The organism is Curtobacterium sp. MCBA15_007, from assembly GCF_001864905.1.
GTDB lineage: Bacteria > Actinomycetota > Actinomycetes > Actinomycetales > Microbacteriaceae > Curtobacterium > Curtobacterium poinsettiae.
On sequence record NZ_MJGM01000021.1, the window covers coordinates 7,779 to 28,491 of the forward strand.

Consider the following 20,713-nt stretch of genomic DNA (forward strand, 5'->3'; position numbering starts at 1 on the left):
GCCGCCGGGCACGCTCCGGTCGGCACCCCCGTCGCCGCGACCGCCGGCATCCTCGAAGAGGACGTCGCGTGACGAGCGTCGCGGTCGTCATCTGCGCCTACACCCAGCAGCGCTGGGGCGACCTGCAGGACAGCGTCGAGTCGGCCAGGCGTCAGCCCGAGGCGCCCGAGGTCGTCGTCGTGATCGACCACGAGCCCGAGCTCCTGCTGCGCGCCGCGGCCCGCTGGCCCGGACTCCGCATCGTCCCGAACACCGAGGACCGCGGGCTGTCCGGTGCCCGGAACACGGGCGTCGCCCTGACGGACGCCGACGTCGTCGCGTTCCTGGACGACGACGCCACGGCGGACCCGGACTGGCTCGGGCACATGCTCACCGCGCTCGAGGACCCCGAGGTCGTCGGCGTCGGGGGCCGCGCCACCCCGTCCTGGCCGACCGCCACCGGCGCCGGCCCGTACGCCGACGAGCTGCTCTGGATCGTCGGCTGCTCGTACCGCGGCCTGCCGGAGACCCCCGGCGACGTCCGCAACGTGATCGGCTCGAGCATGGCCTTCCGCCGCGACGCGATCCTGCTCGCGGGCGGGTTCCGCTCCGGCATCGGTCGGGTCGGCAACCAGCCGCTCGGGTGCGAGGAGACCGAGCTCTGCATCCGCATCGCCCAGGCCCGTCCGGGTGCGCGGATCCGCCACGAACCGCGGTCGAACGTGTCGCACCGGGTCTCACCGGACCGTGTCACCATGCGGTACCTGCGTCGTCGCAGCTACTACGAGGGCATCTCGAAGGCCGTCCTGAGCCGCCGGGTCGGCACGGGGGACTCGCTCGCCAGCGAGTCGACCTACCTGACCCGTGTGATCCCGGGCGCCGTGCTGCGGGAACTCCGCCACGTCGGTCGTGGCGGAGGCCTGCGGGCGTACGCCATCGCGCTCTCCGTCGTCTCGACGGTCGCGGGCTACGCCGTCGGCCGGGTCCTCGGCACCCTCGTCGTGCGGACCCCGCCGGCACCCGCCCCGCTCCCGCAGACGGTGGGGACGCCGTGACCCGCGCGACCCTGGCGATGGTCCTCTCGCCGATCGTGAGCGGACCGCTCGTCCCCACGTGGGACGGCGCGCTCTGGATCGGCGAGGTGGACCGGGCCGACGTGCACGCGTCGAGCCACCGGGACGTCATCGCCCTGCAGGGATCGGCCGGGTACGGGCGTGCCCGGCTGCTCGTCCGCGACCGCGGTGAGCCGCTCGGCTTCGTCGAGACCGAGATCACCGAACGCCGCCGCATCGGCGGCACGATCGACGTCCGTGCGCTGCAGCGCGCGATCCGGCCCATGCCGGCCCCCGAGCGTCGGCCGGCAGCAGGTCTGGTGCTGCCGTCCGTCACCGTGGTGCTCTGCACGGACGGCGCCGCCGGCACGACCATGCGCTCGGTGCTGGCGAACCGGTACCCCGACTTCGACGTCGTGGTCGTCTCCCGCGGTGCCGACGACGAGGGCGTGGCGACGGTCGACATCGGCGGACGCCGGGTCACCACCATCGCCGCGCCGGGTGAGGGGCTCGCCGCCGCGCGGAACGCCGGTCTGCTCGCCGCCTCGGGCGAGGTCGTCGCGTTCGTCGACGAAGGCGCCGTCGTCGACGGTGACTGGGTCGACGCCGTCGCCCGTGCCTTCGCGGCCGCTGACGACGTGGACTGCGTCACCGGTCTCGTGCCGAGTGCGGAACTCCGCACCCCGGCACAGCGCTGGCACGACGCCCACACCCCGGGGGCGCGCACCGTCCGTCGTCGGGTGTTCCGGCTCGACGACGCGGTGGACGACCTGCCGCTGCACCCCTTCGCCGCCGCCGCGTACGGCACCGGCGCGAACCTCGCCGTCCGCCGTGCGGCCGCGCTCCGGATCGGTGGGTTCGACACCGCCTTCGGTCCCGGCACCAGCGTCGGTGGCGGCGACGACCTCGACCTCTTCACACGACTGCTGTTCGCCGGATCCGCGATCGCCGTCGAACCGGCCGCCATCGCGTGGCAGCGATCGGCGGACGACGTCGCGTCGCTCCGCGCGGCCGCCGCTGCCCACGGCCACGGACTCGGAGCCTGGATGACCAAGAACGCCTTCGACCGCGACACCTTCACCGCTTCGGTGGACGCGGCCCCCGAGGCGATCAACGCCTTCGCCCGGCTCGGTCTCGAACAGGGCGACCGTGCGTCGGACGTCGCCGGGGACACCGGCACGGACCGGGCCCGCGCGACGGACCCGGTCGACGCGGAGTTCGCCGCGACCGAACGGCGGCTGCGGGGCGTCGAACGACGGTCGGTGCTCACCGCACCCGTCCTGGCGCTCGTCGAACGCCTGCGGGGTGGCGGCACCATCGACCGCACCGCACGCGGTCGTCACGAGCTCCGGCACGGCCTGGCCGGTACCCGCTCGGGCCGCCCGGTGGTGGCGGACGCCATGGGGCCGCTCACCCGGCTGAGCGCCGCGGGGCTCGTCACCGCGACGCTGCTCGTCGCGGTCGTCGGCGCCGTCGGTGACCTGCCGGTGCTGCGGGGGAGCGCGATCGGCGTCTTCCTGTTCGCGCTGCTCGGTGTCGCACCGCTCCTGCTCGTCCGTCCGATGCCGCTCGCCCGGTTCAGCGTCTTCGCCGTCACGGCGTCGCTGGTCGGCACGATCGCGATCGGCTACACGATGGCGACGTTCCGCATCTGGGAACCGACGGTGCCGTTCGTCGGGGTCGTCGTGCTCACCGCCCTCGCCCTGGCGATCGCGGTGCCGCGGGACCTCGCCGAACTCCGGCGCGCCCGCCTGCTGCCCACCGACGGTGCCGCACCGGCGCGCCGGTGGTCACCGACGCACACCGTGACCGCCGCTTCGGTGGCCGGTCTGCTCGTCATCGTCGTCGCCGCGCTGACCCACGTCGGCGATCCGGTGCCCGACGGCCTGTTCGGATCGCTGGGCCCCGGCCTGGTGATCGGCCTCGCGATCGTCGTCGCGGCCGCCGTCGTCGCCGTGGTGCGCGGCCGCGGACTCGCGGTCCCCGTCGTGGTGCTCGGTGGGAGCATCCAGCTCGCCCAGGCGATCACCTACGGCATGCCGACCGTGATGGCGGCCGCCCGGCACATCGGAGTCCTGGAGTACATCCGACGCTGGGGCGGGACGAACCCCACGGCCGACATCTTCCAGACGTGGTCCGGCCTGTTCGCTGGTGGCGCCTGGGTCGCGGACGTCGGCGGCATCGACAACGCCATGACCATCGCCGCGTGGGTCCCCGTCCTGCTCGCCTTCAGCACGACGATCGCGGTCGGTGTCCTGGCCGCCAACTGGCTGCCGGGCAACCGTCGTCCGTGGATCGCCGCGTTCCTGACGGCGATGACCGGTTCGCTCAACACGACGTACTTCTCGCCCCAGTCCGTCGGCATCCTGATGTCCCTGGTGATCCTGGTGCTCGCCGTCGGCCCGCTGCGCCGGACCGCCGTGACCACCGACGACGGCCTGCGGACCACCGTGCTCCGTCCACGCCGTGTCGGCCTGTCCCGGATCATCGCGATCACGGCGATCGGCATCGTGCTCGTCGTGACCCACCAGATCTCGCCCTACCTGACGGTCGCGGCGCTCGTGACCCTCGTCGTGTTCCGGTTGCTCCGCCCCTGGTGGCTGCCCGTCGTCGTGCTCGTGCCGGCGATCGGGTTCGCGATGCTGAACGGCGACGTGCTCGGCAAGTTCCTGTCCCTGGCGGCGGTCGGCAAGGTGCTCGACAACGTGCAGCCGCCGTCGCACGACATGACGGTGCTGCCGAAACCGCTCGTCACCCGGCTCGCGTTCGACGTGCCGGCCGTGGCACTCATCGTGCTCGGCCTCGTGGCGGTGCTCACCGTGCTCATGCGTCGTGACCGCGTGCACTGGGGCCTGCTCACCGCCGCCGCGAGCCCGATCTCGTTGCTCGTCGCGACGAACTACGGCCAGGAGGGCATCTTCCGGGTCGTGCTGTTCGCGACACCATGGATCGCGATCCTGGCGGCCGGCCTGCCGAGGCCGAGCGGCCGCTTCGCGTGGGCCGGTGAGCTGCTCGAGCGCACCTTCCGACCGACGGCGGTCACGGCCGTCTTCGCCGCCGCCGCCGTGGCCGCGATGGTCGCCGTCGGCGCCTTCGGCCAGACCGCCCTCGACTGGAACCGCGTGCCCCCGCGCAGCCAGTCCGCCGCGACGCAGTTCTACGACGCCACCGCCCCGAAGGGTTCCGTCATGCTGCTGACCGGTTCGGCGAACGCCGTCCCCAGCAACACCGGGTCGCGCTACTTCGACGTGGGCTGGTTGTCCCGCGAGGTGCTCGGCGACTACCCGGGACCCCGGGGCTACGACGCCGTCGACGACGTCTCCGAGATGACCCGTTCGCTGGTGCTCGAGTGGCCGGCCACGCAGTACTACGCCATGGTCGCGGAGCCGTTCGGCGCCTACGACGAGCGCTACGGGTACCAGACCGAGGCCGACTACCAGCGGCTCCGGGCAGCCATGGCCGACTCGCCGTACTGGAAGCGTGTGTGGGGCTCCGGCACCACGACGGTCTACCGGATCACGCAGGCGGGCCTCGCCCATGCCGCGGACTGACCGTCGGCGGACCGGGCGGGCGTGGCGCATCGGTGCCGCGTCCGCCGCGGCGGTCCTCGCGCTGGTGGCGCTCGCCGCCCCGGCCCTCGACGCGACGGGTGCTGCGGCATCGACGCCGACCAGCCGTTCCGAGGGCGGTGGTCCGGCGGTGCCCGGCCCGGCCGGTGTCGACTGCAGCGCCGGTCGTGTCCTCACCCTGGTGGCGCACGCCGACGACGACCTGCTGTTCTCCGGCACCGAACTCCGTGCGGACGTCGACGCGGGCAAGTGCGTCCGCTCCGTGGTCGTCACCGCTGGCGACGCCGGCAAGCCCGCCTGGTACTGGCAGGCGCGTCAGGACGGGCTGATGGCGTCCTACGCCGAGATCGCCGGCGTCGACCCGGTCTGGACGACCGGACAGGCCACCGTCGCGGGACGCACACTGCACACCGAGACCCTGGCCACCGACCCGGCGCTCAGCCTGGTGTTCCTCCAGCTGCCGGACGGCGACGTCGACGGTTCGGGCTTCGCGGCCGACGACGACGAGAGCCTCGAGAAGCTGTACCAGGGCCACATCCCGACGATCCACACCGTCGCTGACGCGTCGCAGCCGGCGTCGTACTCCCTCGCCGACCTGCGCGCGACCGTCGGCGGACTGTTCACCGACTACGCGCCCACCGAGGTCCACACCCTCGACCACGGCGGGTTCTACGGTGACGGCGACCACAGTGACCACCACACCGTCGCCTACCTGGCTGCCGAGGCCCAGGCCGCGTCGGCGACGTCCCACACCTTCACGGGGTACCTCGGCTACCCGATCGCGGACCGACCCTCGAACCTGACGGCGGCACAGACCGCGGCCAAGTCGGCGGCGTTCTTCGCCTACGCGGCGCACGACGGGGAGACCTGCGCGTCGACCTCGGCGTGCGCGTCCCGCCCCGAGGGCTCCTGGCTGAGCCGGCAGTACACCGTCGGGTCGTCCACCGAACCGCCGACGGACCCGCTGCCCGAGCACGGCACCGACGTCACCTCCGGCGCATCGGTCACGGCGAGCGCCGAGAACCCGGCCGACGGCCAGACCGCCGCCAAGGCCGTCGACGGCGTCGTCAGTGGCTACCCGGACGCCCCGACGGCCGAGTGGGCTGCCCCGTGGGGCGGCGTCGGGACGTGGATCCAGCTCGACTGGGCCGCGGGTACCACGTTGCACGAGGTCGACCTCGCCGACCGGCCGAACGGGGACGACCGGGTCACCGGCGGCACGCTGACCTTCTCGGACGGCTCGAGCGTGGCCGTCCCGGCGCTCGACGACGGCGGTGCCGTGCAGCGCGTGGCGTTCGCTGCGCGCCACGTCACGTGGGTCCGGTTCACCGTCGGCTCGGTGAGCCGGACGACACGGAACGTCGGTCTGGCCGAGATCCGGGCGTTCGCCCCGGAGCCGCCGCCGACGCCGACGCCGACGCCGACGCCGACCCCGACCCCGACGCCGACCCCGGATCCGACGCCGACGGCATCCGACGTCACCGCCTCGGCCGTGCCGACGGCCGCGTGGGACGACGCGTCCACCGGGCAGACGGTCGACAAGGCGGTCGACGGGGTCGTCTCGGGCTACCCCGCCGACACCACCGCCGAGTGGGTCGCCCCGTGGGGGCGGACCGGCGTCTGGATCCAGCTCGACTGGGCCGCCTCGCAGCGCCTCGGCCGGATCGTGCTGCACGACCGTCCGAACAGCGCCGACCAGGTCACCAGCGGGATCCTGACGTTCTCGGACGGCAGTCAGGTCGCGGTCGGTTCCCTGCCGGACGGCGGCGACGCCCTGACCGTCGACTTCACCCCGCGCAGCGTCTCGTGGGTGCGCTTCACGGTGACGGGCGTCTCGGACAGCACCGGCAACGTCGGACTCTCCGAGCTCCGCGCCTGGACGACCGGATGACCGACGACCAGGGGGACCGCCAGGAGGCCCGCCCCACGTGGTCGGAACACGTCGCCGACGACGCGGCGTCGGCCAACGGCGCGGCACCGGCACACGGACGCGGCCTGTCCCGGCACCGCCCGCCGCGCCGCCGCGCACGACGCGCCGCCTTCGCCGCCGGTGCGCTCCTGGCCGCCGCCGGCATCGTCGCCGGCACCGCGACCGCCACCACCACCGCGAACGGGGACGACGTGACCCTCGACGATCCCAGTGGCGTCTCGATGCCCTCCGACCAGCCGGCCGGGTGGACCCGGGTGTTCGGCGAGGACTTCGCCGACACCGCCACGAACCGGACCTTCGAGTCGCGGTACGCCGAGCGCTTCGTCGCGTACCACGGCTTCGCGGACACCGCGGGGACCGGGCGGTACCAGGCGTCGACGCTGTCCACGCACGACGGCCTGCTCGACGTGCGACTCCGGACCACCAGCGCCGGTGTCCCGCTCGCCGGCGGTGTGGTGCCGCTCGTCGACGGGCACTGGGGCGGACAGACCTCCGGCCGCTACAGCATCCGGATGAAGAGCGACGAGGTCGACGGGTACGGCGTCGCCGTCCTGCTGTGGAGCGATCAGAACCTGTGGTCGGACGGTGAGATCGACTTCCCGGAGGGGGCACTCGGTGCGCCGGCCTGGCTCAACGTGCACTGCCTGTCCGATCCGGCCGAGAAGTGCGTCCACGAGCAGACCTCGGCCTCGCTGGCCGACTGGCACACCTACACGATCGAGTGGACGCCCGAGCGGATGTCGTTCCTGGTCGACGACGAGGTCGTCGGCACCACGACGGAGAACATCCCGACGGCACCGATGCACCTGGTCGTCCAGGCGGGCTCGAACGGTGGGGACCCGCCCGCCGACGCCGAGGGCTCGCTGCTCATCGACTGGCTGACCATCGACGTGCCGTCTGCCGGGGCCGCGCCCGCGGCGACGCTGCCGTCCGACGCCCCGACCGACTGAGCTGCTCCGGACCCCGCACCGAGACCGGGGCGTGGTCGACGCTCAGTGCTCCGCGTGGTCGCGGAGTGCCTGCAGCAGCGCCGCGACGTGACGGTCACGGCCGTGGTGGTCCCGTACCCAGGCTCGGCAGCGGTCCGCCAGGCCTGGCTCGGTGCCGCTCGCGTGCAGTGCCTCGATCAGCGTGTCGGCGAGCGCGTCGGTGTCGGTCGGTTCGACGGTGAACCGGGCCCACTCGCCGCGCAGGATCTCGGCGGTGCCGCCCGATGCGGCCGCGACGACGGGGCGGCCGGTCGACATCGCCTCGACGACGACGCGGCCGTAGCCCTCCGGTTCGATGGAGGGCGCCACCACGACGTCGGCGGCGTGCAGCACGGGGACGACGTCGTCGCGCTCCGGCACCACGATGACGGACCCCGGTGGCAGCGCCGCGATCGCGCGGCGCACCGCGGGGGCGTCGGCGGCGGAGAGCGCTCCGGCGAGGACGAGCACCGGGGCCGGGGCGGGCGGTGTGCCGTGCCCGACGAGGACGCGGGTCGACGCGTGGACGCGCCCCCAGGCCTCCAGGAGGGCGAGCACGCCCTTCGAACGCGTGAGGCGACCGTAGTGGAGCACCACGGGGCGGTCGTCGTCGATGCCGAGCGCCGCACGGGCGCGGCGGGTGCTGGCGGGCGTGGCCAGCGGGAAGGCCGAGGTGTCGACGCCGTTCGGCACCGCGTCGATGCGGTCGGCCGGTGCCCCGGCCGCCGTCCAGGCCCGCGCCATCGCGGTGGAGACCGCGAAGAACCGCGTCCGGCCCCCCGCGAACGGCCCGAGGCGGCGGTAGTTCGGGGCGTGGTGCAGGTGCACCGCGAGGGGGACGCCGGACACGAACGACACGACGCGGCCCCACGGCAGGAACTCCGGCCGGTTCAGCCAGAGGACGTCGGGGCGGGACCGGCGGAGGCGGAGGCCCTCGCCGACGAAGCGCAGCAGGTCCCGCGGTGCGGTCCGCACCGAGAAGGAGTAGTCCCGTGCTGGGCGGAGCCGGACACCGAGACGGTCGAAGGGGGCACGGCCGTCGTCCGGGCGACCGGTCGGCGCAGGGCGGTGCCAGACCTCGACGTCGTGCCCAGCGGACACGAGCTCGCCGACGTCCTCGAGGACGCAGCGCTCGACGCCGCCGGTGATGGTGAGCCCGTTCGTGGCGACGACGACACGGAGTGTGCGGTGGGCGGTGGGACTGGTCATGCCGAGCCTCCGCGGGCGAGTTGCAGTCGACGGAAGAACCAGGGCATGCAGGCGACGACACCGATGACCCTGACGATGTTCCAGGTGAGGTCCTGTGGTGCCAGCAGCGACGCCGCGGCGAGCACCAGGGCGATGCCGACGGCCAGCAGCACCCGGCGTCCGGGCCCCCGCCACTCGCGGCGGTCCGGGAGCGCCGCCTGCTGCAGGACGGCGAGGATCCCGTAGGCGATCACGGTCGCGATGCCGGCGCCGACGATGCCGGTCAGCGGCACGAGCACCAGGTTCGCGGCGATGTTGACGACACCGGCGACCGCACCGATCACTCCCACGGTCACGCCGCGGCGCTCCACCAGCAGCAGTCGGCCGGTGGCGCCGCTCGCGACCACGGGGAACGCGGTCAGGGCGACCACGAACACGACGACGGTGAGCGACTCGACGCGGTAGGAGGCCGGCGCGAGGATCGGCAGGGCCACGGGCGACACGAGCGTCACGGCGAGGAGCACGGGGGCGAGGAGCACGTAGAGCTCGTCGCGGGCGTGCATCGCGAGCCGACGACGGGCGACGGCGTCGCGGAGGGCGGCGAAGTGCGGTGCCCACGCCTGGTTCGTGAAGGTCAGCAGCAGGATGACCGCGGACCCGACGACGTAGGCGATCTGGTAGCGGGCGACCTCGTCGGCACCGAGCAGGCGCTGCACGACGAGCCGGTCGCCGGCGTTCAGGACGAAGTACGACAGGCTGCCGAGCGCGATCGGGACGCCCAGCCGGAAGGCGCGAGCGGTGGTGCGGTGGTCGAACAGGCCACGGAACCGGGGCCTGGTCGCGACGATGCCGATGACCATCGCGACGCCCTGGGCGACGACGCCGCCCCAGGCGTAGGTGGTGGCGTCGGCGTGCACGGCGGCCAGCAGCCCGAGGCCGATGACCGACCCGCCGACCGACGACAGCAGGCTCGTCACCGCGAAGACCCGGATGCGGTCCTGCGCCACCAGCAGGGCGAGGGAGAGCTGCACGATCGCGGCGGGCCCGGTCCACAGGACGGCCACCAGGAGCAGCGGGTGCTGGTCGACGAAGCCCGCGGCATCCCCCCACAGCGGGATCGAGACGAGTGCGAACACCGTGACGGTGACGGCGGTGACCATGCCGACGAACAGCAGGCCGCGCGCCCGTCGGTCGTCGCCGTCCTCGGCCCGCTGCAGCACCGCCGCCTGGTCGATGCCGCACACCGCGACGACCACGAGCGCCTGGTAGAGCGCGATCGCCGAGGCCAGCACACCGAACTCGGCCGGTGGCATCAGGTGCGCCAGGACGGGCGAGATGAGCGAACTCACGACGAGCTGCATCGACCACACCACGACGTAGAGCAGGCCGCGTCCGAACAGCACCGACGAGCCGCGGGCCACCGCCGTCGAACCGGTGTCCGTGGAGAGCGCTCCGGGCGAGGCGGGCTGCTCGACGGCGGCCTCGGCTGCACGGGCCTCGCGTCGGGTCTGGGGGACGGTCACCGCGACACCACCGCCGGTTCGTCGTCGCGTCGGGCACCGGTGCGCAGCCCGAAGGCGGCGTCGACGACGTCGAGCAGGTCGCCGCTGCGTTCCGTCGAGAACTTGCGGGCGAACAGGAACGGGGCGGACTGGTCGGCCGAGGCACGGCGTTCCAGCACCCGTCCGGCGTCCTCGATCCCGAGCCACGGCGGGCTCTTCTGCTTCGTGCCGTCCCACCCGATCCACCACAGCGGGTGCGCGACGTGGGCGTCGGCGAAGTCGGGGGTGAACGCCGGGGTCAGCAACACCGACGGCACGAAGGTCTCGTCACCGATCCACACACGCTCCCAGAAGGTCACCAGGTCCGGCCGGACGTCGACCACGTCGACGACGCCCTGCGCATGGTGCCGCGCCAGGACCTTGAGCTGCGAGCCACCGCCGAACACGACGCCGCGCGGCGCCCTGCGGGGGATCGGCAGGCGCAGCATGTGCTTCCGCCACGCCCAGTGCCGGAAACGCACGCGGGAACGGCCACCGTCACGACCCCACGCGGGGTGCGGGAGCGGCTGCACGTCGACGAACGACCGACCGGGGTTCGCCGTCATGACCGCGGCGATCTCCGCGGCACCGGCCAACGGGTAGTCGCTGCCGGTCAGCACGGCCACGTGCGTCGCGTCGGTCTCCGCGAGGGCAGCACGGTAGCCTGCGACCTCGGCCGCGACGTTCTCCCACTTCGCCCAGCCGGTGCGCATCCGGGGCAGCACGCGGACCCGCTCGGGCAGGTCGGCCGTCATCGCTGCGAACGCGTCATCGTCGGTGCTCGCGTCGCAGTGCAGGAACACCGGGAACGGGTCGAGCGCCGCCACGAGCCGACGGACGTGCGTCGGGTCCTCGTGGGCGAGGACGATGCACGCGAGCGGCGTGGGGGAGATGGCCATGTCCGCGACGCTAAGCGGGCCCGGGAACCCCGACAAGGCCGGTCAGGGGCGGGTGCGGGGGAACGGCGGTTTCCCGCAGACCGGCCGCTCGGACCGATCGGACGCGGGGCCGGTCAGCGGCTGCGGCGGAACTTCGGGCAGTCGCAGAGGGCGCAGTCGGTGCCGGGACGGTAGTGCTCGTGCGCCCCTTCGGCGTGCCCGCAGCTCGAGCAGCCGGACTCGGTCGCGTCGTCGTCGGCCACGAGCGTGAGGAGACCCCCCGAGGTCTCGGGCACCAGGTGCAACTGCGTCCGCGGACGCCTGATCGGGCCGGGCCGGGCCGTCGTGCGAGCCTGGGGCATGCGTCCTCCTCGTGCTCGGCGAGCAGCCGGTGCGCACCGGGGCGATCACCCGGCGTGTTCGCCACTCTACTGGCGGCAAACCGCAGGCTCCCCGCATCCTCCGAGCAACGCCGTTGACCCCCTGTCGTCGGCCGGTGACCATGGCCAGGTCCACCCGATGAGACCGGCCCGACGGGACGAGCATGACCGACCACACCACCACCGCGGCCCGAGCCCTGACACTCGAGCCCGCGATGCCCGCGATGCCCGCGATGCCCTCGACCCACGCCCCCACCTGGGCCGGAGCCGCCTGGGTCGGTGCCGTCGACCGGTCCGCCGCGCTCGCCGCGGACACCGTCCAGCTGGCCGGCGCCACCGGCTTCCGCCGGGCACGACTGATGGTCCGTGACGGCGACGACGTCGCCGGGTTCGTGGACGTGCGCGTCGACGAGGGCGGGGCGGTGGACCCGGCCGAGCTGGGACCCGTCCTGCGCCGACTGCCGGCACCGGGCCCCGCGGTCGACGCGCCCGCATCCGGCGCACGCGTCTCGGTCGTCATCGGCACGCGCGAACGCGCCGCGTCACTCGACCGCGCCGTCCGGTCCGTCCTGGCGTCGGCGTACGACGACTTCGAGGTGTTCGTCGTCGACAACGCGCCGGTCACGACCGGGACGCGCGACGTCGTCGCCGCGCTCGGTGACCCGCGGGTGCACTACGTCCTCGAGCCCCGCGCCGGAGTCTCGCGTGCCCGCAACGCCGGCCTCGCGCTCGCGTCCGGCACGGTCGTCGCCTTCATCGACGACGACGTCGTCGCCGACCCGCGCTGGATGGCCGCCATCGCCGCCGCCTACGAGCGGGACAGCGACGTCTGGTGCGTTACCGGACTGGTACCGAGCGGCGAGCTCCGCACCCCCACGCAGCGCTACTTCGACGAGCGGGTCACCTGGGCCCGGAACCTCGAGCGCCGGGTCCTCCGCACGGCGAGCCCTCCGGTCGACGAACCCCTGTTCCCGTTCACCGTCGGGGCCTTCGGCACGGGGGCCAACATGTCCGTGCGCCGCGACGCGGTCCGCCAGCTCGGCGGCTTCGACGTCGCCCTCGGCCCAGGCACCCGGGCCCGGGCCGGCGAGGACCCCGACCTGTTCACCCGGGTCCTGCTCGCCGGTGGGGCGCTCGCCGTGGAGCCCTCGGCCGTCGTGTGGCACGAACACCGGAAGGACCGTGCCGCCCTGCGGTCGCAGGCCATCGGTTACGGCACGGGCCTCGGCGCGTGGGTGACGAAGCTCGTCCTGCGGCCGTCGACCGCGTTCGCGGTGCTGCGGCGGGCGGCCGGGGCGGTGCGGCGGCTCGGTGCCCTGGGGCAGGGAGCGGACGATCGCCCGGTCGACGCGATCGGCGGCTGGCCCGTGGACGCCGAGTTCACCGAGGCGACGCGCGGGCTGAAGCGCGCTGAACTCGTGGCCGCGCTGGGCGGGCCGTGGCGGTACGTGGCCGGGCGGCTGACTGCGCGCTGAGGCGCGGGCACGCCGGCACCGGCTTTGCGACAGAGCACGCGTCGATCGACGCGTGCTCTGTCGCGTTCCGCGTGCGCGGCAGAACGGACGGGAGGCCCGTGGCGACGCTGCCACGGGCCTCCCGTTCCGCGCGGGGGACCGGCTAGGGCCGGAACCGTCCCGCCTCGACGTCGCGCCAGCGACGACGGCTCCGGAACCAGGCGGCCGGACCCGCGGGGAAGCCGCGCAGCTCGTGGTACGCCAGGGTCTTCGGGATGCGTGTGGTCGAGGCCTCGTTCGTGACCTCGGTGGCGGCGTCGCGGCGCCCGGCGAGACGGGACACCATCTGCTTCGACTTGACCTTCGCGGCGAGCGGCATCAGGCGGGCGAGGACGGCGACGTGCCGCTTGTCCTTCGCGGCGAGCGCGAACATCAGCGCGGTGAACCCGACGCCGTTGCCGTGCAGCTGCTTGTGCAGGTCCTCGATGGTCTGACGGTGCCGGTGGTGCACGACCGCGCGGGGTTCGAAGCCGATCCTCTCGCCGCGCCAGAGCGTCTCGACGAACATCGCCAGGTCCTCACCGCCGCGGGCGGGGGAGCCGGCGCCGAGCGTGGGGTCGAAGCCACCGACGGTGTCGATCAGGGTGCGTCGGTAGGCCATGTTCGCGCCGGCGCCGTACGCCCCGATGCCGTAGACCGCGAAGCGCTTGAGCACCTGGCCCGACGGGGTGAGGGCACGGACGCGGGCGTGCCGCATGGTGCCGGGGACGTCCTCGGGGACGATCGTGACGGGCGAGAAGGTGCGCTCGGCGCTGAACCCGCCGTAGTACGCCTCGTACCAGATCTGCGCGGGGGTGGTGAGCTCGCTCGGCAGGATCACGCCGGTGACGGCCTGCAGGTCCGGCTCGCTGACGAACCGCGAACCGATCGCGCGGAGCCACTGCGGGTCGACGCGGACGTCGTCGTCGGTGAAGGCGATCACGTCGCCGGTCGCGGCGGCGACACCGGCGTTGCGACCGGCGGACAGGCCCGGGCGACGTTCCTCGACCAGACGGACGTCCCGCCCGGCCAGCATCGCGGGCAGCGCGTCACCGGCGGGGACGCGCACCCGGTTGTCGACGAGGATGACCTCGTGCCGCGGGTAGTCCAGGTGCTCGAGGACGTCGAGCAGCTTGCCGAGGTCCTCGACGCGGTCGACGACGGTGGACACCACGACCGAGATGGTCGGCAGGTCCTCGTCGGCCACGACGGGGACGTCGGCCAGCACGGTCTCCTGCAGGGCCTCGAGCGCGCGGGCCGCGTCGGCGGGGTCGTCGGTGAGCAGCACGTCGAGCGTGCCGGTGGGGTGGCCGCCGCGGTAGCCGATCACCATGGCGGACGCGCCGGTCTCGTCGGCGACGAGCCGGGGGAGCGGGGCGTCGAGGTCGACGCCGATCACCCGGCGCGGTGCGGGCACGGTGGCGGCGGTGGAGGGGATGGCCATGTGCGGGACGCTACGACGGCCCGGAGCGGCCGACAACGGGAGATCGGCGCAGTGGCGGGGTTCGTGCGGGGTTCCGCACGGCGCGTGTGCCCCGGACGAGGGTGAGCGCTCACCCAGGAAGACACGGGAAGCTCATGGGTCACGCTCAGGTCACGGATCCGATGCAACCGGTTGCGCTCCGGTCGGACCGGGCGTAGCTTCCTCCTCCAGCAGGCAGTGTCGCCTGCTCCAGGGCGGCGGTGTCGTGCTCCGACCGAGCCGTCCTGGTGATCTCAACGAGGAGACAACGCTGTGAAGACAACACGCGCCAGGGTGCGGTTCGCGTCCGTTGCGGGGGTCGCGGTCATCGGGCTCGTGCTCACCGGATGCTCGAGCGGCAGTTCGGCGGACGACGACGCCAAGAGCGGCCAGGACAGCCGCGGACCCATCACCTACGTGCAGGGCAAGGACAACTCGAACGTCGTCCGCCCGCTGATCGCGAAGTGGAACAAGGCCCACCCGGACGAGAAGGTCACCTTCAAGGAACAGTCCGACCAGGCCGACCAGCAGCACGACGACCTGGTGCAGCACTTCCAGGCCAAGGACGAGAACTACGACGTCGTCGACGTGGACGTCGTCTGGACCGCCGAGTTCGCCGCGAAGAAGTGGCTCACGCCGCTCACCGGCGAGATGAAGCTCGACACCTCGAAGCTCCTGCCGTCGACGGTGAAGACCGCGACCTACAACGACACCCTCTACGCCGCGCCGCAGACCTCGGACGGCGCGCTGCTCTACTACCGCAAGGACCTCGTCAAGACGCCCCCCACCACGTGGAAGGAGATGATGGACGACTGCACGATCGCGAAGGCCGCCGGCATCGGTTGCTACGCGGGGCAGTTCGCGAAGTACGAGGGCCTCACCGTCAACGCGTCCGAGGCGATCAACGGCTCCGGCGGTTCGGTGCTCGGCAGCGACGGTGCTCCCGACGTCGACACCGACAAGGCGAAGGCTGGTCTGCAGAACCTGGTCGACGCGTTCCAGGACGGGAACATCCCGGCCGAGGCGATCACCTACCAGGAGGAGCAGGGCCGCACCGCGTTCGAGGACGGCAAGCTGCTGTTCCTGCGCAACTGGCCCTACGTCTACAGCCTCGCCAAGACCGACGGCTCGTCGAAGGTCAAGGACACCTTCGGCATCGCGCCGATCCCCGGTGCCGACGGCGTCGGAGCCTCGACGCTCGGTGGGCACAACGCGGCCATCAGCGTGTACTCGAAGCACAAGGCGACGGCGCACGACTTCCTCGAGTTCCTGACCTCGGACGAGACGCAGAAGTTCTTCGCGACCCAGGGCTCGCTCGCACCGGTCGTCGGTGACCTCTACACGGACCCCGAGCTGACGAAGCAGCTGCCCTACCTGCCGACGCTGCTCAAGTCGATCGAGTCGGCGGAGCCGCGCCCGGTCACGCCGTTCTACCCGGCCGTCACGAAGGCGATCCAGGACAACACCTACGCGGCGCTCAAGGGGTCGAAGTCGGTCGACGAAGCCATGAAGGACATGCAGGACGCCCTCAAGGCCGCGACCGACAGCGGGAGCTAGCGGCCGCACCGCGGCTTCCGCCGCACCTTCCGGACAGGAGGCCCGTGGCGGGTCCGCCACGGGCCTCCCCTCCGTCCCCACTTGCGTTCCGACACCCCCGGCAAGGAGGCCGACACGTGTCAGCAGCAACCGAGATCCCCGCAGCCGTCCCGAACCCGACGGGCACGGAACCGAAGCCCCAGCGGCGCAAGGGCGGGCTCAACGCCGAGCACGGCCGGTGGGCCGTGTACCTCATCGGCCCGACGATCGTGCTCCTGGCGGTCGTCATCGGGTACCCCGTGGTCAGCGCGGTCATCCAGTCGTTCCAGCTCGACCAGGGCCTCGACAAGGCGACCGGTCTGTTCGTCGAGGGCGGCTTCGCCGGAGTCACGAACTACGTGCACTGGCTCGGCCAGCGGTGCGGGGACGTCGCGTGCCCACCAGGCAACCTCGGCTCCCAGTTCTGGGTCGCCTTCGGGAACACGTTCTTCTTCACGATCGTGACAGTGGTCCTCGAGACCGTCATCGGTCTGTGGATGGCGATCATCATGAACCGCAACTTCAGGGGCCGCGCCCTCGTCCGCGCCGCCATCCTGGTGCCGTGGGCGATCCCGACCGCCGTCACCGCGAAGCTCTGGTACTTCATCTTCGACGCGAACGGCGTGCTCAACCACGTGATCGGGCACCAGGTCCTCTGGTTCTCCGACGAGTGGGCGTCTCGGTTCGCGATCGTCATCGCCGACACCTGGAAGACGACGCCGTTCATGGCGTTGCTGATCCTCGCGGGCCTGCAGCTCATCCCCGAGGACGTCTACGAGGCGGGGAAGATGGACGGCGCTTCGACGCTCCAACGCTTCTTCCTCATCACGCTGCCGCTCGTCCGGCCGGCCCTGATGGTCGCCATCCTGTTCCGTGTCCTCGATGCCCTGCGCATCTACGACCTCATCGCGATCATGACCGGCGGTGGTGGTGGTTCCGGGAACGCGACCGTGTCGCTGTCGGTGCTGGTCGTCGACCAGATCCGGCAGGGGTTCAACGCCGCATCCGCCCTGTCCACCATCACGTTCCTCATCGTCTTCATCGTCGCGTTCGTCTTCGTCCGGTTCCTCGGCGCGAACGTCGTGCAGACGCAGGCAGCCCAGCAGAAGGGTGAACTCAAGTGACCCTCGCAGCAGATCGTCCCCGGCGCACCGCCGCGACCCGCGACCGGGCGACGGACCGTCCCGACGTGCGGGTCCGACGCGAGACGGGCCCGAAGCTCCGGACCGCCGTGCAGGCCGTCGTCATCGCCGTCTGGTGCCTCCTGCCGTTCTACTGGATGGTGGTCACGAGCTTCCGCGAGGTCGGGTACACGTTCGACGCCACCCCGTGGTTCACCCACGTGACCCTCGACAACTACGCGACCGCGTTCTCGACGGCACTGGGCAACCACCTCGGCCGAGCCCTCCTGAACAGCGTGTTCATCGGCGTCGCCGTGACCGTCATCGCCCTGCTCGTCGGCACCACGGCGGCGTACGCGCTGGCCCGGCTCGAGTTCCGCGGCAAGTCGTTCATCGCCGGTGCGATCCTGGCCGCGTCGATGTTCCCCGGTGTCGCCCTCATCTCGCCGCTGTTCCAGCTGTTCACCGACATCGGCTGGATGGGGTCGTACCAGGCACTCATCCTGCCGAGCATCTCGTTCGTGCTGCCCTTGACCGTGTACACGCTCGCGTCGTTCTTCCGCGAGATGCCGTGGGACCTCGAAGAGGCCGCCCGCATCGACGGGTGCACCCGGGTGCAGGCGTTCCGGCGGATCATCCTGCCGCTCGCGGCGCCCGCGGTGTTCACCACGGCGATCCTGGCGTTCATCTCGAGCTGGAACGAGTACCTCATCTCGTCGCAGCTCTCGAGCGACGCGACACAGCCGGTGACCGTGGCGATCGCCTCGTTCGCCGGGTCGCAGCCGCACCAGGAGCCCTACACGGCGGTGATGGCCGCCGGCACGATCGTCACGATACCGCTCGTGGTCCTCGTGTTGATCTTCCAGCGGCGCATCGTGGCGGGGCTCACCGCCGGCGGCGTGAAGGGCTGACGGCCATGGCCCAGCGCGGACCCACCCGTCCCACCGCCCACATCGAGGAATCGATCGGCTTCGTCGGCATGTTCGGCGTGCTGTTCCTCGGCGTCACGGTGTTCTGCGAGCTCACCGGGCGACCGGCACTCGGCTGGGCGCTCACCCTGCTGGTGTGCGTGCTCGGCGTCGTCGCCCTCGACCGCTGGCGGGTGCGGGTGCTCCGCCGGCACGCCGAGGTCGACGGTGTCGGTGCCACTCCCGCCATCGCTGGGTTCCGCACCGCGCGCGGCGACGACCACCGGCGCCGGCCACGACCCTCCGCGGACGGGCGGGTGCACCGGCACAGCGGGTGGGACGAGCTCGCACCAGCCGGTCGTCGAGCGCCGCACGGCGCCCGCCGGGCCGCAGCGGCCGTCGCGCACGCAACCCCCGGCACTGCGGCCGACCGACCGGCGGACGTGACGCACGGGACGGACGGCTGACGGGCCTCCCGGGTCGCACCGATGGGGATCCAGGAGATCGCGACCGTCACGGGGCTGTCGAAGTCGACGGTGTCGCGGGCGCTCCGCGGCATGTCGAACGTGGCCGACACCACGATCGACGAGGTGCGCCGGGTCGCCGACGAACTCGGGTACGTCCCGAGCTCGGCGGCGGCCGGTCTCGCCACCGGTCGTCAGCGCGCCGTCGGGGTGGTCGTGCCCGTCATCGACCGATGGTTCTACGTGAAGGCGCTCGGCGGTGTCGACGCGGAGCTCCGCCAGGCCGGGTACGACCTGGTCCTCTACAACCTCGGCGGCCCGGGCGGCGACCGTGACCGGGCGTTCCGGCGCTCGATGCTGCGGCACCGCGTCGACGGCCTCGTGCTGCTCTCCCTGGTGCTCGACGCCACCGAACGGGCCGAACTCGAACTCAGCCGACACCCGATGGTCGTCATCGGCGGCCCCGCACCGGGCCTGCGGAACGTGGGCGTCGACGACCGCGAGGTCACCCGGATCGCCGTCGAGCACCTGCACGGACTCGGGCACCGGCGGATCGCCTACGTGGGCGGCCAGGACGAGGCCGGCCTGAACGTCGCCGTGCCGCACCTGCGTCGGGACGGGTTCCTCGACGCGGTGCGGTCGGCGGGGTCCGCGGTGCCGGAACGGTGGTCCCTGGACGGCCGGTTCTCGTTCGCCGGTGGGACCGCCGCCGGGGCCGCGCTGTTCGCCGAGCCGGCGACCGCGCGACCGACGGCGGTGCTCTGCGCCTCGGACGAGATGGCCCTCGGCGTCCTGCTGGCCGCGCACCGAGCCGGCCTCGCAGTGCCCGAAGCCGTGTCCGTGATGGGGATCGACGGCCACGAGTTCGGTGCCACCGTCGGACTCACCACCGTCGCGCAGGACCCGGTCGCCCAGGGGCGGACCGCGGCGCGCGCGGTGCTCGCCGAGGTCGACGGCGGTGTGGCCGGCCCGATCGCGGCGGCACCGGCGCACCTGGTCGCCCGCGCGTCGACGGGGCCGCCGCCGGGGTGAGGTCGGCGGCGCGTGGGTGGCGTGGGCGTGGGCGGCGTAGGCGTGGGCGTGGGCGTGGGCGTGGGCGTGGGCGTGATCGACTCGGAACGACGTTCCCGATGTCTCACGACAACGGCGATGTCGTTCCGAGCCGACGCAGCCCCCGCGGCCCTCCCTCGCTCGGCTCGGATCGGCTCGGCGTAGCCTCGCCCGCATGGAGGTCACGAAACTCGAACACGCCTGCCAGATCATCACCGAGGGCAACACCCGCCTGGTGCTCGACCCGGGCAACTTCACCCGCCCGGTCGACGTCACGGGTGTCGTCGCCGTCGTCGTGACCCACGAGCACCCGGACCACGTCACGTCCGAACAGCTGCACCGGATCCTCGCCGCCGACCCCGACGCCGTGGTGTTCGGCCCCGAAGGCGTCCGCGCGGCGCTCGCCGACTCCGGCATCGCGGTCGAGGTCGTGACCGACGGCGACCACCGCACCGTCGGCCCGTTCGAGCTCTCCTTCCACGGCACCCGACACCAGCTCATCCACTCCTCGGTGCCGATCGTCGACAACACCGGCGTGCTCGTGAACGGCCGGCTGTTCCACCCGGGGGACTCGTACACGGACCCGGGCGTCCCCGTCGAGGTCCTCGCAGCGCCCGTCGGGGCACCGTGGCTCAAGGTCGGCGAGATGATGGACGCCGTCGCCGCGATCGCGCCGTCCCGCGCGTACCCGATCCACGAGGCCACGCTCTCCGACATCGGCTACGACATGCACACGGGGCGGCTGCGCGAGGCCGTCGAACCCGCGGGGTCGCTCGTCGTGCTGCGGCCGGGGGAGTCGCTCACGATCTGACCGCGCGGGCGGACGGGAGGCCCGTGGCGGGCCCGCCACGCGCCTCCCTTCCGAGGGGCGGGCGCGTCCACGGCCGTGCGACCGATGCGTGCGCATGTTGCGACAGACTGCGCGTCGTTCGACGGGTGTTTCGTCGCTCGATGCGCACGCAACGGATGCGTGTGCAGGTTGCGACAGAACGCGCGTCGTTCGACCGGTGTTCCGTCGGAATCTGCACGCGCAGCGAGCGCCGTATGCCGGGCGCAGCACGACGGCGCACCCGGGCGACACGCCCCGTTTTGGTACGGATGCAGGGCTTGTGCAATACTTGTCGAGTTGTCGGAACGGCCCCATCGTATAGCGGC

At 72.8% G+C, this 20,713-nt stretch carries 16 protein-coding genes; 11 read left to right on the forward strand and 5 right to left on the reverse strand.

The genetic code is table 11. From position 1 onward, the window contains the following. The first annotated feature begins 68 nt into the window (after positions 1-68). Genes BIU95_RS10235 through BIU95_RS10250 form a run of 4 tightly spaced genes read left to right on the forward strand, consistent with a single transcriptional unit; the run spans position 69 to position 7,480 of the window. A complete protein-coding gene (locus BIU95_RS10235; RefSeq protein WP_071251622.1) occupies positions 69-1,034 on the forward strand; it encodes a glycosyltransferase family 2 protein in 966 nt (321 codons plus the stop codon). Then, complete coding sequence (locus tag BIU95_RS18665; protein ID WP_071251623.1) at positions 1,031-4,582, forward strand: glycosyltransferase; 3,552 nt, start codon at positions 1,031-1,033, stop codon at positions 4,580-4,582. The genes BIU95_RS10235 and BIU95_RS18665 overlap by 4 nt, the downstream gene beginning before the upstream one ends. Continuing rightward, on the forward strand, positions 4,569-6,491 hold the full coding sequence (locus BIU95_RS18940; RefSeq protein ID WP_071251624.1) for a PIG-L family deacetylase: 1,923 nt from the start codon (positions 4,569-4,571) through the stop codon (positions 6,489-6,491). The genes BIU95_RS18665 and BIU95_RS18940 overlap by 14 nt, the downstream gene beginning before the upstream one ends. Next, a complete protein-coding gene (locus tag BIU95_RS10250; RefSeq protein ID WP_052481845.1) occupies positions 6,488-7,480 on the forward strand; it encodes a glycoside hydrolase family 16 protein in 993 nt (330 codons plus the stop codon). The genes BIU95_RS18940 and BIU95_RS10250 overlap by 4 nt, the downstream gene beginning before the upstream one ends. A gap of 42 nt (positions 7,481-7,522) precedes the next feature. On the opposite strand, the gene BIU95_RS10255 is transcribed toward BIU95_RS10250, so the two are convergent. The 4 genes from BIU95_RS10255 to BIU95_RS10270 all read right to left on the reverse strand — a co-directional run bounded on the left by BIU95_RS10255 (position 7,523) and on the right by BIU95_RS10270 (position 11,467). After that, the gene (locus BIU95_RS10255) at positions 7,523-8,707 is read right to left on the reverse strand and encodes a glycosyltransferase family 4 protein (protein WP_071251625.1); all 1,185 of its coding nucleotides are present in this window, start codon (positions 8,705-8,707) and stop codon (positions 7,523-7,525) included. Continuing rightward, entirely contained in the window at positions 8,704-10,209 is a 1,506-nt protein-coding gene (locus tag BIU95_RS10260; RefSeq protein ID WP_083389330.1) for a lipopolysaccharide biosynthesis protein, read from the reverse strand. The genes BIU95_RS10255 and BIU95_RS10260 overlap by 4 nt, the downstream gene beginning before the upstream one ends. Continuing rightward, positions 10,206-11,126: a beta-1,6-N-acetylglucosaminyltransferase gene (locus tag BIU95_RS10265; RefSeq protein WP_082509411.1), complete on the reverse strand. Its 921-nt coding sequence runs from the start codon at positions 11,124-11,126 to the stop codon at positions 10,206-10,208. The genes BIU95_RS10260 and BIU95_RS10265 overlap by 4 nt, the downstream gene beginning before the upstream one ends. 113 nt (positions 11,127-11,239) lie before the next feature. Further along, the gene (locus BIU95_RS10270) at positions 11,240-11,467 is read right to left on the reverse strand and encodes a hypothetical protein (protein WP_071251626.1); all 228 of its coding nucleotides are present in this window, start codon (positions 11,465-11,467) and stop codon (positions 11,240-11,242) included. 182 nt (positions 11,468-11,649) lie between these two features. On the opposite strand from BIU95_RS10270, the gene BIU95_RS10275 reads away from it, so the two are divergent. Beyond that, positions 11,650-12,960: a glycosyltransferase gene (locus BIU95_RS10275; RefSeq protein ID WP_071251627.1), complete on the forward strand. Its 1,311-nt coding sequence runs from the start codon at positions 11,650-11,652 to the stop codon at positions 12,958-12,960. Positions 12,961-13,102: 142 nt separating this feature from the next. Here the strand turns inward: BIU95_RS10275 and BIU95_RS10280 are convergent, their stop codons facing one another. Then, entirely contained in the window at positions 13,103-14,422 is a 1,320-nt protein-coding gene (locus BIU95_RS10280) for a glycosyltransferase (RefSeq protein WP_071251628.1), read from the reverse strand. Positions 14,423-14,713: 291 nt separating this feature from the next. Between BIU95_RS10280 and BIU95_RS10285 the strand changes: the two genes are divergently transcribed. The 6 genes from BIU95_RS10285 (at position 14,714) to BIU95_RS10310 (ending at position 20,369) form a co-directional block, all read left to right on the forward strand. Next, positions 14,714-15,997 carry an ABC transporter substrate-binding protein gene (locus BIU95_RS10285; RefSeq protein WP_040419670.1) on the forward strand — a complete coding sequence of 428 codons (1,284 nt, stop codon included), beginning with the start codon at positions 14,714-14,716 and terminating at the stop codon, positions 15,995-15,997. A 224-nt stretch (positions 15,998-16,221) separates the two neighbouring features. Next, positions 16,222-17,139: a carbohydrate ABC transporter permease gene (locus BIU95_RS10290; RefSeq protein ID WP_231564094.1), complete on the forward strand. Its 918-nt coding sequence runs from the start codon at positions 16,222-16,224 to the stop codon at positions 17,137-17,139. A gap of 65 nt (positions 17,140-17,204) precedes the next feature. Next, entirely contained in the window at positions 17,205-18,047 is an 843-nt protein-coding gene (locus BIU95_RS10295) for a carbohydrate ABC transporter permease (RefSeq protein ID WP_051067388.1), read from the forward strand. Between the two features lie 5 nt (positions 18,048-18,052). Further along, the gene (locus tag BIU95_RS18685; RefSeq protein ID WP_017887133.1) at positions 18,053-18,511 is read left to right on the forward strand and encodes a hypothetical protein; all 459 of its coding nucleotides are present in this window, start codon (positions 18,053-18,055) and stop codon (positions 18,509-18,511) included. A gap of 21 nt (positions 18,512-18,532) precedes the next feature. Continuing rightward, complete coding sequence (locus BIU95_RS10305; RefSeq protein WP_071251629.1) at positions 18,533-19,540, forward strand: LacI family DNA-binding transcriptional regulator; 1,008 nt, start codon at positions 18,533-18,535, stop codon at positions 19,538-19,540. 193 nt (positions 19,541-19,733) lie between these two features. Further along, positions 19,734-20,369 (forward strand): MBL fold metallo-hydrolase, encoded by a 636-nt coding sequence (locus BIU95_RS10310; RefSeq protein ID WP_017887135.1) that lies wholly within the window; start codon positions 19,734-19,736, stop codon positions 20,367-20,369. Positions 20,370-20,713: the final 344 nt, after the last annotated feature.

Coding starts and splice junctions, on each gene's coding strand:
- BIU95_RS10250 (WP_052481845.1), top strand. CDS start 6,488: ATGACCGACGACCAGGGGGACCGCCAGGAGGCCCGCCCCACGTGGTCG.
- BIU95_RS10310 (WP_017887135.1), top strand. CDS start 19,734: ATGGAGGTCACGAAACTCGAACACGCCTGCCAGATCATCACCGAGGGC.
- BIU95_RS18685 (WP_017887133.1), top strand. CDS start 18,053: ATGGCCCAGCGCGGACCCACCCGTCCCACCGCCCACATCGAGGAATCG.
- BIU95_RS10305 (WP_071251629.1), top strand. CDS start 18,533: ATGGGGATCCAGGAGATCGCGACCGTCACGGGGCTGTCGAAGTCGACG.
- BIU95_RS18940 (WP_071251624.1), top strand. CDS start 4,569: ATGCCGCGGACTGACCGTCGGCGGACCGGGCGGGCGTGGCGCATCGGT.
- BIU95_RS10265 (WP_082509411.1), bottom strand. CDS start 11,126: ATGGCCATCTCCCCCACGCCGCTCGCGTGCATCGTCCTCGCCCACGAG.
- BIU95_RS10275 (WP_071251627.1), top strand. CDS start 11,650: ATGACCGACCACACCACCACCGCGGCCCGAGCCCTGACACTCGAGCCC.
- BIU95_RS10280 (WP_071251628.1), bottom strand. CDS start 14,422: ATGGCCATCCCCTCCACCGCCGCCACCGTGCCCGCACCGCGCCGGGTG.
- BIU95_RS10255 (WP_071251625.1), bottom strand. CDS start 8,707: ATGACCAGTCCCACCGCCCACCGCACACTCCGTGTCGTCGTCGCCACG.
- BIU95_RS10270 (WP_071251626.1), bottom strand. CDS start 11,467: ATGCCCCAGGCTCGCACGACGGCCCGGCCCGGCCCGATCAGGCGTCCG.